Below are 12,676 nucleotides of genomic sequence, written 5' to 3' on the forward strand. Positions count from 1 at the left end.
GGTTTCCCTCCATGCTCAGCGAATTGACCGCGACGCACAGTCACCGCAGCGGAGACGACGTCCCCTGCTGGGGCAGGCTTGGTGTGGCTGCTGCCCCGCCCCGTCGTCCGTTGCCGCTCGACTGCTGCCGCTGTGATGTCCGGGATGTCCGGGTCGACGTGCCGGTCGATCCGGCGGCTCGGTGGGCGGCGAGCGCCAGGTGGAAGCCTTCGGATGCCCTCTCGCGTGTCTTCACCGGCCCTTCGACCGTGGCTGCGGAGCCGCTCCGCTGCGGACGTGGACCGGCACGGACCATGGACCGGCGTGGACCGGCGTGGACCATGGACCGGCGTGGACCGGCGCGCTCGGCCGCGGGCTCGTGTTCCCGGCCGAGCGCCAGGCCGATGAGCGGATGAGCGGATGAGCCGTCATTACACGTTCCCTCATCTCCTCCGACCACTGACCGCGATCGGAATTTCTCATCACGTGGCGGTCGGAGCCACGACACTTCTGGAAGGTGACCATGGGTGGCAAAGAAGAAGCGGCGCGGGTGCGGTCGGATCGGTTCCCTGACCCGCTTGTGGTCCGGCAGCGGCGCGGTCCGGTGCCGCACAGCCTCGCGCGGCTGGCCGACGGCCTCGCCGACCAGGCGTGCCGGCAGAGGCTGGCGCGCCTGACCATGGGGCCTCCCGGGCACCCCGTCCTGGACGGGGCACAGGTCGTGACCGCCACCGATTACCGGCCGTACGAGTCGTCGAGGATCCCCGGCTCGCCGGACGGCGACCGTCTCTGTGCGGAGTTCATGGACGCGCTGTTCAGCGACGAGGTCACCAGGAGCATTCAGGAGAGCGGTCCGATGGCGGTCCTGGCCGCCACGGAAGCCATCCGGCAGATCCTGGCCGGCCCCGGCAACCCCGTGGGGAACCGGCTGACCGCGCTCGCCGCTGCCATTCCCGCCAAGGGGGGTGAGGCCGGGCCGATCATCTCCGAGTACGTCGCGCGGCACGCCACGGACGCCACCCAGGCCGCGTTGATGGTGGTTCGTGACTATTGGGGCAGCATCAACACGTTCTGGCTGCCGCGGGGAACCGGTGAGTTCCTGGACCTGTTCGGCGCCGTGTTCATCCTCGCCAGCGCCATCGACTACGCCGGCGCCTCCGACGACTCCGGGGTGGGCGGCCGGGACTTGCACGTCAAGGCCGCCGCGGAGGGGGCTGTGGCCGTGGCGGGCCGCGCCGCCGACCTCGCGCTCCAGGAGACCGTCCTGACGTGTGGGGTGATGCTCGCCAAGGACGCCCTGCGAGGTGATTCCGTCCCGCTCCCCGACCCGCACCGGTATCTGGCCGACGCGGGCGGTGCGCCGACCCCCCAGGAGTACATGTGGGCCCGGTGGTGGGACGCGGCCATGCTGCCCTATTTCCGTCTGGGTTTCGGCTCACCGCCCTACCGGACGCTCGACGACGACGGCGCCGGAACCTTCGACGCCTCTTTCCGCTGCCACCGGATCCGCCGGGCGATCGACAACTCCTACCGCTACAACGAGATCATCGGCATCCTCACCGACTACGCCCACGGGGAAACCTGCAACGAGGCGCTGCTGGCCGTCGCCGCAGGAGGGCTCCGGGCGCTCACCGGCTACGCCACCGCGTGCGCCCGCGTCGTCGATGACGTCCTGGCCTGCGACTGTGGAGAAGACGGGCACGAGGAGGTGGCCGAGACGGCCATGGGCGCGCTCGCCTGGTACGTCGTGACCCCCCGCTACGACGTACGCGCCCAGTTGCACGCGCTGTCCACCACCGGAGGCGACTGTCAGCGGGCGTTCTCCCTGAGCGCGGAAAAGCCCCAGCTCGGATCGATCGCGCGGACCAGGCTCGCTGACGGAGACATGCTCCACGGCCTCGGATGGGAACCGCTGTGGTACGAAGACGACACACCCGAAACACGCTGGGTCGATCAACTCGCCGAACGGGCCGCACGACGCGTCGTCACCGCCGGCACCAGCGCCGCGACCACCAGGGCCTGTGCCACCGCAGCACACAAGGCCATCAGCGCCTGTGTCACGAGCACGCCCGACGAGCTGCCGCAACTGGCGCCCCTGTGGCGTGAACTGTTCCTGACCGCCACCACCGTCGCCACGGACACCACCACCGCCACCACCGCCACCACCGCTCACGACGTCGTCACCCGACTCGCCGACCTGACGGCCCGCATCTGGGAGCACACCATCACCGGCCCCGGAATCGCCCCCACCCCGCCCGGCAACGCCGACACCGTCCTGTCGATCGACACCTACCACGCGGTCTGGGACAGCTACTCCCTGCCTCCCCGGCAGGGAATCCCCATCCGCCGCGCATTCATCGGCACGCTGACAAGCAGCATGGAACTCAGCGGAATCGGCCCGTGCGTCCGGCTCATCGAGGGAATCGTCTCCGCCCTGACACCGCAGGACCACGACCACGACCACGACCAGGGCCAGGGCCAGGACCAGGACCACGACCAGGACCACGCCCCCGTCCGACCCCGCCGACCGTGACCGAGAAGGACGCCAACTGTCGTAAGGAGGAGGCGCGATGAGCGAGACCACACCTGAGGCCGGGACCCGGAGAACATCGGCAGCACGGGTGAGAGACCTACGGCTGATCCCCCCGGCTCCCGGCGCGTGGCCTCTGATCGGCCACCTGGTGCCGTTGGTACGGGACCCGTTGGCCCTTCTGAGGTCGCTACCCGCCCACGGACCACTGGTCCGCGTCCACCTGGGCCCCGTGCCACTGGTCATGATCTGCGATCCGGAGCTGACCCGTCAGGCCCTGTTGGACGACCGACTCTTCGACAAGGGCGGCCCGGTGTTCGACCGCTTCCGTGACGTCCTGGGTGACGGCCTCAGTAGCTGTCCGCACCATGCCCACCGCAGGTTGCGCCGACTGGCCCAGCCTGCCTTCCATCCCGACCGGCTTCCGGGCTACGCACGAACCATGACCGCCTGCACCGAGAAGGTGACCGGTTCCTGGGTGCCGGGCCAGACCCTGGCCGTGCCCACCGAGATGATGTCGATCAGCTCCCGGACCACAGCCGGCGCCCTGTTCTCCAACTCCCTGCCCGCAGCCGAGCTCGGACAGCTCATCGCCGACGTCAAGACCATCGCGGGCGGGCTCTTCCGGCGCATGCTCCTCGCCCCGCCGCTGGACCGGCTCCCCACTCCGGACAACCGTGCCTATCTGCGCGCCCACACGCGCCTACGTCACACCTGTGACCTGATCATCGCCGAACGGCGCGCCGATCGCACCGACCACGGCGACCTGCTCTCGGCCCTGGTCGCAGCCCGCGACCTCGAAGACGGCGGCCGCGGGATGACGGACGCGGAAATCAGCGACACGATCCTCACCGTCTTCCTGGCCGGTACGGAGACGACGGCCGGCACCCTGGCCTGGGCACTGGACCTACTGGCCCGCCACCCCGAGATCGAACAGCGGCTGCACACCGAGGTCGACACCGTCCTGCGCGGAAACCCGGCCTCCCCAGCCGATCTGCCCCGCCTGGAACTGACCGAACGCATCATCACCGAGACCCTCCGCCTGTACCCCTCGGCCTGGTTCCTCACCCGCACGGTCACCCATGACACCCACCTCGGCGGGTACGCGCTCCCCGCCGGCACCAACGTCGCCTACAGCCCTTACCTCATCCACCACCGCCCCGATCTCCACACCGATCCCGAAACCTTCGACCCCGACCGCTGGGACCCCGAGCGCCCCCAGCCTCCCCGCAACGCCTTCCTCCCCTTCGCCACCGGCGCCCGCAAGTGCATCGGCGACACCTTCGCGATGGCCGAGGCCACCCTCGCCCTCGCCACCATCACCGCCCGCTGGAGCCTGAAACACCTGCCCGGCCAGGATCAGGTCCGCCCCGTCCTGGGAGCGTCATTCGGACCGGGCAGACTCCGGATGCGGGTAACACCCCGGTAGCGGTACCGGAGTTCGGTCTCCACACGGACGGCCGGAATCAGGAGGACAGAACGGCCGGTCGAGATGAATGGACACGTACACGAAGCTCCTGGTGGACAGGGTCGTCTTGTTCAGGACCCGTCTGCCAGGAGACTCGTCGTTCCGAGCACCACAGCACTGTCCATGTCCCGACGCTTCCGCCAGGTTCGCAAGGATCAGTCGCGGAACATGGCCTCTTCTCCATCGATGCAGATCAGGACAGGCCTGATCACTTCCCCTGCACCCACCGGTTGCAGCTCGATGGACATTCCGTTGACCGCCGCGATGGCGTTGACCTTGTTCTCGGGAAATCCCCACCTCCTGGCCTCGGCCTGGGCCTCGAACAAGCTGCGGACGCGTTCCCAAGCCTCTCCGGGATGGGGATGGAATCGGGCGATCGTCCATGGCTGGTCGCCGGACGGTGACGAAAGCGAACCGATGAGACCATCGGCGCATCTGACCCACCACACGACCTCTTCATCACTCTCAGCGCCTGTTGGCATGCGGCCCTCCTGCGACTCTTCTCCAAGGTCCCACACGATCTGTTCGAGACCGGTATCAGCGAGCTGTTCCCGTCGATCGCGGATATCGCGGTGCTGTGTCGGTCGACGTGGAGCCTGCCGCAGGTGCCGGCAGAAGAGCCTCAGGTCGCCATGTGCCGGGTGAGCGCACGTGACTTCTGCTGCAGTGCGGATGTCCACTCCTTCGCATGGGGATCCGAAGCCGTCTTGAGACAGCCGCTCTCGGTGCGCTCGGCCGCCTGCCAGTTCACCTTGATGTCCGCTTTCTCAGCCAAGGCCAGCACCATGGCAACGAACCCTTCGGACAGGGTGGCCATGACGGCGTGCCTGGTTCTGCCATGTCAGGCGAGCAGGGCGTCGACGAACACGGCGAATGCGATGGGGTCGATCTGACACTCGTCAGCTTCCATGGGACCGATGCCGGATGGCAGACCCACTTCCGCTTGATAGACGGTGACCTGGCTCATGAACAGCCGGGACGCCCCGTTGGACGGGTTCCACAGGGTTTGGTCGCCCACGTCGTAGTACTGGCTCACGTCAGCCTCTCGCTGCTGGTCACAACGGGTCGACATTACGGTCGGTCAGCCCTCCAGGGAAGGTGAGCCGGAACCTGGTCCGGGAGGCGTGGGGGCCGTGTACCGGCATTTTCCCCACCTCCAAGCGCTCTGGGGCCCTGTCGGCCGAGCGGTTCCAGGAGCTGGTCGACGAGGCTCAGGCCGCAGCGGCTGATGAGGACGTTCTCACGGGTCTGCACCGCCTGCTGCGGTTCGCCGAATGGCGGGATCGGCCTGGAGACCGCAATGGGGGCTGGCGGCGTGCGGGCTCGCCCTCACCGTGGTCGGCCGCGACGCTGAGCCGAGGCGCCCGCGCCGTCGAGCGGATCTCCAGGGTCGCGACCGAGGGCGAGCCGCGCGGTTCGTGGCGGCCGGGCAAACCGCGCGGGGCGGCTCTCTGGTTGAGCTGACGGACAGGTGAAGCTCCTGGTGGATGCGCCATGACGGTTCCGATCAGGCGGTGTGGCAGGAACACGCGCAGCCGGTACGCCGGCAGGCGGTGTGGCCGTCGGACAGATGCGGCTGGTCGGCGGCGGCCCGGCAATGGGCGCTGTGGGTGTCGGTGCGGGCCGCCTCGGCCAGGGCGAGCGCCTCGTCCATCCGGGACTCCACAGCTGCCGCGGTCTTCAGCTCGGCGTCCGTGATCGGTTCGCCGTGCCACAGGAGGGTGACCCCGTGTTCGGGGCACCGGGCCATGCCGTCGGTCTCGATCGCGAAGTCGTGGACACCTCCGCTGTGGTGGCACTTCACTCGTCGTCCCTCCGGGCGCGGTGCGGGGTGGTGGTCTGGTTGTTCGGCCATTCCCTGTGGTCGCTGGGGGCGCGCCAGTCGTAGTGGGGGCCTGCGTGGTCGGGGGGCTGGGTGCAGCGGGCGTACGTGTCGGGGCGTTCGGCCCAGCAGTACCCGTACCCGATGGGCGCGTTCATCGGCGTACCTTTCGCCAGGTGCGGCCGAGCCGTACGGCGGTCGCGCACTGTGCCCCCGTACGGCAGGCGTCGCACGCCAGGGTGTGCCCGAGGTACGCCTGATACGCCTGGTCCGGGGGCTGGTACGCGATCCGCTGCCGCGTCGGCGCCATCACCGGGCCGCCCTCCGCCCCGAGCACGCCAGGGCGTCCACGCACTCACGGGGGAACCAGGAGAACGCGGCACCGGTGGCGGGGGTGACGCGCTGCTCACCGAGGTCAACACCCAAGTCAGTGCCGAGCGGTGCACCGCACCACACGCCATGACAACCGCGCTGCTGCTGTTCCGACAGTGCGCTGACTGGCGGTAGATACTTCACGGTCATCGTGGTCCCCGGCTTGTCGCTGATCAGGTGAGACCAGCGTGACGGGCAGGGAAGGGCTCAACACTCACGAATCTGTGAGCGTTGGCGGGTCAGCGAGTGAGTGTCCTACAGGCCGATCCACGCGGCCATGTGGCCAAGGGTGTCCGGCGTACGGCGGGAAAGGTGCACGAGTCCAGTGATCGTCTCCCTGGCACCAGGGTGGTAGCGGGTCTGCTCGGGCGCCGTGTGGCGGGCGTCGATGATGCTGCCGAGGGCGGCTTCGGTCCGGCCGGTCTCCATCTCGGAGCGCGCCCGGTCAATGAGGAAGTGGGCACGCCTGGACGTGGCGAGACCGGCCGGGATCCTGATCCTTCGCGCCTGCTTCAGCGCTTCGTCGTACTGCCGCATCTCCACCGCCGCAGACATCTTGTGCAAGGCAACGTTGGTCGGGCCGAAGCTGAGCCAGTGGACGTCGGAAGCATCGCCCGTTGCCCTGGCACACTGCCGCGCTTCGGCAATGTGGGTGTCGACTGCCGACTGCTGGTCGGCCCGCGCGGCAATGACGGACGCCCCGAGATGGAGCTGTCCAGTGACCGCCATGGTCTCCCTGGTCCGCTCGGCAGCACCGACGATGCTGTGACCGGCGGCGACAAGACGCTGCCCGATCGTGTACTCGCCCTCCCGGAAGTACACCAGAGCACGCATGTACTGGCGGATGGCGCCCAGGCACGGGTCAGAGGCCCGATGGGCTGCCCAGTCCATGCGATCCAGGGCAACGCTCGACAGGTCGTAGTAACCAAGCTTCACGGCAATGTCGTGGGCGGTCCGGTACGTCGAGGCGAGAGCCTGCCACAGCTCCGTCGACGGATTGCGCCACGCTGCGGTGGTCAGCTCGGAGATGGTGGCGGGCAGGAGCCGGGCAGCGTTCCGCAGGCGCGTTGCACGCACCTGGGCGCAGAGGTCTTCGGCGCTCGCGATCAGGTGCTCGGCCGGCCGGTCGGGAATTGTGTCGTCGGCTCCGAGGTCGTACAGGTCGAGGGCTTCGCGGATGGGGCGTACCAGTTCGGCGAGGCGGTCCTGCTGCAATTCGGTCACGTAGGGCTGTCCCGTCAGCACGGTGACGTCGATCCGCAGGGCATGGGCCACAGCCGCCAAGAAGTCCAAGTTGGCCCGCTTCGCGCCGCACTCAACCTGATTGAGGAAGCTGGGGCGGTTGCCTGTGTGGTCGACTGGCTGCATGAGGACTCTGTACCTGTTCGGCTCGGCTGCCCCGCCTGTCTTCGAGGTTGCCGAAGCCGTCGAGAACGCACGGGCCCGAGGGTGGGATGTATGCCTGGGGTTGACGCCCACGGCCGCCCGATGGCTGGAGGCAGATCTGCCGAGCCTGGAACAGCTGACCGGACACCCGGTGCGGTCGGAATACAAGCGGCCCGGAGAGCCGGACGCCTGGCCGAAGGCGGATGCGATCCTGGCCGCTCCGGCCACGTTCAACACCATCAACTCGTGGGCGTTGGGCCTGACGTCCAGCTTCGTCGTGGGGGTCCTCGCGGAGGGCATCGGGAAGCGGATCCCCCTCGTGGCGATGCCGTGCGTGAACGCCGCCTACGTACAGCACCCGTCCTTCGACCGGTCGGTGGGGACACTGCGCGGTGCCGGGGTGACGGTGCTGTACGGCGAGGGCGGCTTCGTGCCCAACCAGCCCGGAGAGCGGCGACCCTACCCCTGGCACCTGGCCCTGGACGCAGTGACGACAGCCGCCAGAGGTTGAAGCCATGCCCGACTCCTGCATGACGGCGGGGCCGTCGCCGATTGCCCGACGCCTCGTCGTACGATCCGGCTCGTGGCAGATGACTGGCCTGCTGAATCACCCACCAGCCAACTCCCCCAGCCAACACGCCTCATGATCAGTCGCGGGGCAGCCCATCACTTCAGGTGGAGAGCTGCCAAGCGCGGCAGGTAGCGGCCCGTGACTACGTCAGGACGAGAGGCACGGTGATGGTGAGGTGCCCGTCGGTGGTCGGCAGGGCGGGGGCAGGAGCGTTCATACGAGCTGCGAGGTGGCCGATCACCCGGCCGGTCAGTTCCTCGTCCCACTCCGCCGTGCCTTCCGGCGGCAGGCGCATCTCCTCCCTGGCAGGTGGGTTGTCACCGAAATAGCGCGCGGTGTCCATGTTGACGACCCAACAGGCCAGTGCGATCTTCACCTGCCCGGGTGCCGCCCACTGCGCCCGAATGTGGGCGCACATGGTGAAGTCGTCCCCGCCGAAAGTGACCGTCGTGGAGAACGACTCGCCTCGGGGGTACTGCCGTACCAGCTTGAGTACTGCTGGTTCCACAACGGCTCGCGCCATAGGTTCCGTATACACCGTCTGCCCCCTGTCGAGCCCGGCCTTCAGCATCCCAGACGGAGCCTGTGAGGGACAGATCGGCTGCCGTCCCGACCGTTTCCCCTCCAGGGGAACGCTGTGCGCCTCGTGGGCATGCGAACGGCGCCGCGCCCTGGGGGGTGCTGTGGGCCAATTCGGGACATGGCGTGACGTCGGTCTTCAGGATCCGGCCCGGGTGACCGGCTGCTACGGAACAATCGCGGGGCAGGCCGTAGGGGGGAGCAGGGGCTACGTACCCGCCCGTCTCCCGCCTCCGGCTGTGGGGACGCTCGCTCTCCCCCCACTCGTGAGAGTCGGGTTCGTCGAAGATCCGCCGCCGTCAGCGGTCTCGGCTCCGGAGCTCCCACCTGTCTCCGTCAACAGGCATCTGAGACCACCCTGTTCGCCTGATGGCGAGTCAGCCGCCAGACCTGATCCCTGCCGGTCTCGGCCGGGTCGAGGCCCTCGGCGAGGCGGCGAGGGTGTTCGGTGAAGCCGAGTCGGGCGGGTACGGCAGCGCTGGCGCGGTTGGCCGGGTCGTGGACGACCTCGACGTAGTCGACGCCGGGGAGGCGGAAGGCCTGGTCGACCAGGGCGCGCGCGGCCCGGGTGGCCACGCCGCGGCCGGTGGCGGCCGAGTGCAGCCAGTAGCCGATCTCGCGGCCGTTGACCGGGCTGTCATCACGTCGGAACAGCTGGCAGGCGCCGACGATGGCCCTGTCCAGCACGATCGCGTAGGTGAAATCCCGGCCTTTGTCCCAGGCCTCGTGGCGGCGGGTCAGGAAATCGGCGGTCTTGGCCAGGCTGGGCTCGGCAACCCATGGCATCCACGGGCTCAGGTGCTCCAGCGACTCCTTGAGGACCTCGAACAACTCCGGAAGGTCCGCTTCGCGGTCGAAACGGCGAAGTGTCATGTCACCCAGCGCTATCACCTGCTGTGGAAAATCCATACGCGGAGGATCGTCCCCGGCCGCCGTCAGCGGCAACGGGATTTCGAACTCCGAGGTTCCCTCGGCCATGGCGCCCTGCGACCCGGTCGGTGGTGGCAAAAGGTGCGCGTCGGGTCCCGGCCGACGAGTACGACGCTCCTACCGGCTCGATCAGGTGACGTCACGTCACCAGAGCCAGGCCCCAGGCTCCGCCCCCGTGCTGACCGCGGTCCCGCGCTGCTCACCGCTGCTCCTCTTCCACGGTGTCCTTGACACTGGCGGCCTCCCCCACCGGGCGGGGCCGTCGATCGCTTCGCGGAGGAGCGTGTGCGGGCACAGCGGGACGAGAACAGGGCCGTCCACGGAGGGACGCGCTCGATCCCTCGCTGTGAGCGGCGAGGAGGGTCGGCCGTCGGCGCCCGGGACAGGTGCCCGTAAGATCACGTACTCATGGACGCGCGTGCGGGAATCGAGATGATCGCGATCCCTCCGGGGCGGATTACGCTGTCGGACCGGCGGACGCAGCGCAGTTGGCCGGTCGAGCTCGCGCCCTACCGGCTCGCCACGTTCCCGACCACGCAGGCGCTGTACGCGGAGATCACCGGCCAACGGCCGAGCACCGCCGATGGCGACAGGCTGCCCGTCGAGGGTGTCTCCTGGTGGGACGCCCTCCGGTTCTGCAACGCGCTGTCCCAACGCGAGGGGTTCGTACCCGTCTACCACCTGCATGCCGACGGCGAAGGCGTCGAGTGGGACGCATCCGCCGACGGGTACCGGCTGCCGACCGAAGCCGAGTGGGAGCATGCCTGCCGTGCCGGTACGACCGGACCGCATTACGGCCCGCTCGACGAGATCGCCTGGTACCGGGGCAACTCGCACGAGCGCATCCACGACGTGGGCGGCAAACGGCCCAACCCGTGGGGCCTTCACGACATGCTCGGCAATGTCTGGAACTGGTGCTGGGACATCTATGACGCGGAGGTCTACGGCAGCTACCGGGTGCTGCGCGGCGGCGGCTGGTTCGACGAGCACTGGAGCTGCAGGGCCTCCGCGCGGCGCCGCAGCCATCCGAGCTTCCAGGTCGACGACGTGGGGTTCCGCGTCGCGCGCTCCGTCACGGGCTGATCCGCGTCGTGGGCGATGACCGCCTCGGTGAGGCGGGGTAGCGGGGCACCCAGCATCTGAAGGAATCAGGTCGAAGCGGCCCGGTTGCCACCGGAGAGGCGCGTCACGTGTCACATACGGTCGATCGGCGTTCTTCCTGTCACCACCAGGCCGAAGCGTGACTCGGGACGGCCTCGGCGGACGCGCCGAAGGGAGCGACGGGCTCCTCCCGACCGGGCGGCCGGACCCGGGCAGGAGGAGCCCCTGCCGCAAGCGGGGTACCGGCGTTGGCGTCCTCGGCCTGATGAAGATGCCGCAACACCGGTAGGTGGCATCCATGGCCCGGTCACGATTGGGCACGGGCCGGGACAAAGTGTCGAGGCCACTCGTGTATGACACATGAACCCAGACGCAACGCCAGATGTTGAATGATCAATAGCGTCTCTGCTGTGCGGGGCGGTCCATCCTGCGTCACCCTCCACCACGCTCCCGGCAGGCCCGGTTCGGTCAGGAAGCGATCCCGGCCATGCCGCTATGCGTCCGAGCCGGGTTCACCGCATCGCGCCCGACCGCGGCGGCGCCCGGCCCGATCAGGCTGCGGACAGCACAGCGTCCTGGGACCGGCAGGGCCCACGGTGGCCGACCTCTCGTCGGCGCCCTCCGGACCCGAGCTCCGCCGGGCCGAACCACCACCGGGGCTCATGCCCCGGCCGGCCACGTATCGGTCACGATCCGGCCGACGACGGCTGAGGCCCGCCGGGGATCCGCTGCCAACCACGTGCTCAGATGGTCCTGAACGGCCGGCGCAACGGATTCGCGCACCTCAGCATGGGCCAAGGTGCCGCGTGTGGGGCCTTCGAACTCGGGGTGGTCGAGTTTCACCGAGACGACCGCGGTGAGGCCGTCGTCGAGCAGGTCGGGTCCGAGACCGGTGTCGGTCTCCGTCAGCGGTCGCCGCTCTCGTACGAAGGTGTTGATCGCTGCCGCCACTCCCTCTCGGAAGCCCTCCACATGCGGGCCCCCGCCGGGGGTGGGCACGCAGTTCGCGAAGCTCTGGATGCCGCCCGTGAAGGTGCAGCTCCGCATCAGGGCGACCTCGACAGACCCGGCGATCTGCGGATCCTCGTACTCGAAACCGAGGACGCCCGTCCCTTCGGATGTCCCGGCCCGCGCCGCGATGAAGGCGACGAAGTCCTCGGCACCGCCCGGGAAGAGGAACCGTTCCGATCGTGGCCCACCCGGAGGGCGCTGGTCGGTCAGTGAGATGTCGAGGCCGCGGTTGAGGAAGGCCAGTGTTCCGAAGTGCTCTGCCAGCGTGTCGAACGAGCACACCGCCGTACCGAAGATGTCGGCGTCGGGCCGGAACGCGATGACGGTTCCGGTTCCGGTTCCGGAACCGGTAGTGAGCCTCTCGGACGAGGGCGGGCCGACCGCAGCACCGCGGTCGAAACGCTGTACCCAGCGCACCCCCTCGCGCCGGACCTCTCCTGTCAGACGGCTCGACAGGGCGTTGGCGACGAAGGGCCCCATGCCGAAAAGGCCCGCCCCCACAGATCAGCGGCCGCCGCGCCGCGGCCCGGTGTACATCCGGGTCAGCAGCTCTTCGAGGCTGGGGTCGCCGGTGTGCCCGGCGGCCTCGACCGGAATCCCCGGCCCGTCGATGGCGACCCGCACGCAGCCGTCGGATTCCAGCGCGACGTCGACGTGGTCGGCGCGACCGGCGAGGACCTCGTTCACCGCCCGGTCGGAGACCTCGAACACCTGGTGGTGCAGTCCGCGCTCACTGGTCGATCCCACGTACATCCCTGGCGTTTCCGGATGGCTTCCCGACCCTCCCACACCTGAATGTGGGCGGCGGCGTACGGGTTCGCGGCGTCTCTCATGAAGTCCCCCTCCGATGGGTGTCCAGCGGAACCCCCAGCCTAGGTAGGTGGGCGGAAAACACCAGGTCAGGGAGCATTTACCGAAGGTACGGAC

General features: G+C 69.0%; 13 protein-coding genes and 1 pseudogene. 4 read left to right on the forward strand and 10 right to left on the reverse strand.

What is annotated here, in order from left to right; translation table 11 throughout:
* Window positions 1-502 precede the first annotated feature (502 nt).
* Window positions 503-2,512 carry a hypothetical protein gene (locus A6A29_RS17180; protein WP_143197000.1) on the forward strand — a complete coding sequence of 670 codons (2,010 nt, stop codon included), beginning with the start codon at window positions 503-505 and terminating at the stop codon, window positions 2,510-2,512.
* 37 nt (window positions 2,513-2,549) lie between these two features.
* Complete coding sequence (locus A6A29_RS17185; protein WP_079182808.1) at window positions 2,550-3,938, forward strand: cytochrome P450; 1,389 nt, start codon at window positions 2,550-2,552, stop codon at window positions 3,936-3,938.
* A gap of 194 nt (window positions 3,939-4,132) precedes the next feature.
* Here the strand turns inward: A6A29_RS17185 and A6A29_RS44785 are convergent, their stop codons facing one another.
* From A6A29_RS44785 to A6A29_RS17220, 6 genes and pseudogenes are all read right to left on the reverse strand, one after another.
* Window positions 4,133-4,459, reverse strand: coding sequence for a hypothetical protein (locus A6A29_RS44785; protein ID WP_143197001.1), 327 nt, complete (start codon window positions 4,457-4,459; stop codon window positions 4,133-4,135).
* Window positions 4,460-4,599: 140 nt separating this feature from the next.
* Window positions 4,600-5,049: pseudogene (locus tag A6A29_RS17190) on the reverse strand (DUF6086 family protein).
* Between the two features lie 435 nt (window positions 5,050-5,484).
* Window positions 5,485-5,781 (reverse strand): hypothetical protein, encoded by a 297-nt coding sequence (locus A6A29_RS17200; protein ID WP_073720969.1) that lies wholly within the window; start codon window positions 5,779-5,781, stop codon window positions 5,485-5,487.
* Complete coding sequence (locus tag A6A29_RS17205) at window positions 5,778-5,957, reverse strand: hypothetical protein (RefSeq protein ID WP_073720970.1); 180 nt, start codon at window positions 5,955-5,957, stop codon at window positions 5,778-5,780. Before A6A29_RS17205 ends, A6A29_RS17200 begins: the two co-directional genes overlap by 4 nt.
* On the reverse strand, window positions 5,954-6,136 hold the full coding sequence (locus tag A6A29_RS17210; protein WP_073720971.1) for a hypothetical protein: 183 nt from the start codon (window positions 6,134-6,136) through the stop codon (window positions 5,954-5,956). The genes A6A29_RS17205 and A6A29_RS17210 overlap by 4 nt, the downstream gene beginning before the upstream one ends.
* A 290-nt stretch (window positions 6,137-6,426) precedes the next feature.
* Window positions 6,427-7,539: a transcriptional regulator gene (locus tag A6A29_RS17220; RefSeq protein ID WP_241838525.1), complete on the reverse strand. Its 1,113-nt coding sequence runs from the start codon at window positions 7,537-7,539 to the stop codon at window positions 6,427-6,429.
* Between A6A29_RS17220 and A6A29_RS17225 the strand changes: the two genes are divergently transcribed.
* Window positions 7,538-8,068 (forward strand): flavoprotein, encoded by a 531-nt coding sequence (locus A6A29_RS17225; protein ID WP_073720973.1) that lies wholly within the window; start codon window positions 7,538-7,540, stop codon window positions 8,066-8,068. The two genes, A6A29_RS17220 and A6A29_RS17225, sit on opposite strands and share 2 nt — an antisense overlap.
* A gap of 202 nt (window positions 8,069-8,270) precedes the next feature.
* Here the strand turns inward: A6A29_RS17225 and A6A29_RS17230 are convergent, their stop codons facing one another.
* A complete protein-coding gene (locus A6A29_RS17230; RefSeq protein ID WP_073720974.1) occupies window positions 8,271-8,651 on the reverse strand; it encodes a hypothetical protein in 381 nt (126 codons plus the stop codon).
* 392 nt (window positions 8,652-9,043) lie between these two features.
* Entirely contained in the window at window positions 9,044-9,685 is a 642-nt protein-coding gene (locus A6A29_RS17235; protein ID WP_241838526.1) for a GNAT family N-acetyltransferase, read from the reverse strand.
* A gap of 360 nt (window positions 9,686-10,045) precedes the next feature.
* On the opposite strand from A6A29_RS17235, the gene A6A29_RS17240 reads away from it, so the two are divergent.
* Window positions 10,046-10,720, forward strand: coding sequence for a formylglycine-generating enzyme family protein (locus A6A29_RS17240; RefSeq protein ID WP_073720975.1), 675 nt, complete (start codon window positions 10,046-10,048; stop codon window positions 10,718-10,720).
* 678 nt (window positions 10,721-11,398) lie between these two features.
* Here A6A29_RS17240 and A6A29_RS17245 read toward each other — a convergent pair.
* Together A6A29_RS17245 and A6A29_RS46635 are read right to left on the reverse strand one after the other, a co-directional pair.
* Window positions 11,399-12,229, reverse strand: a complete 831-nt coding sequence (locus tag A6A29_RS17245; RefSeq protein WP_073720976.1) for a hypothetical protein — start codon at window positions 12,227-12,229, stop codon at window positions 11,399-11,401.
* A 24-nt stretch (window positions 12,230-12,253) separates the two neighbouring features.
* On the reverse strand, window positions 12,254-12,496 hold the full coding sequence (locus A6A29_RS46635; RefSeq protein ID WP_158074407.1) for an ATP-binding protein: 243 nt from the start codon (window positions 12,494-12,496) through the stop codon (window positions 12,254-12,256).
* Window positions 12,497-12,676: the final 180 nt, after the last annotated feature.

It is taken from the genome of Streptomyces sp. TSRI0281, from assembly GCF_001905125.1.
Lineage (GTDB): Bacteria > Actinomycetota > Actinomycetes > Streptomycetales > Streptomycetaceae > Streptomyces.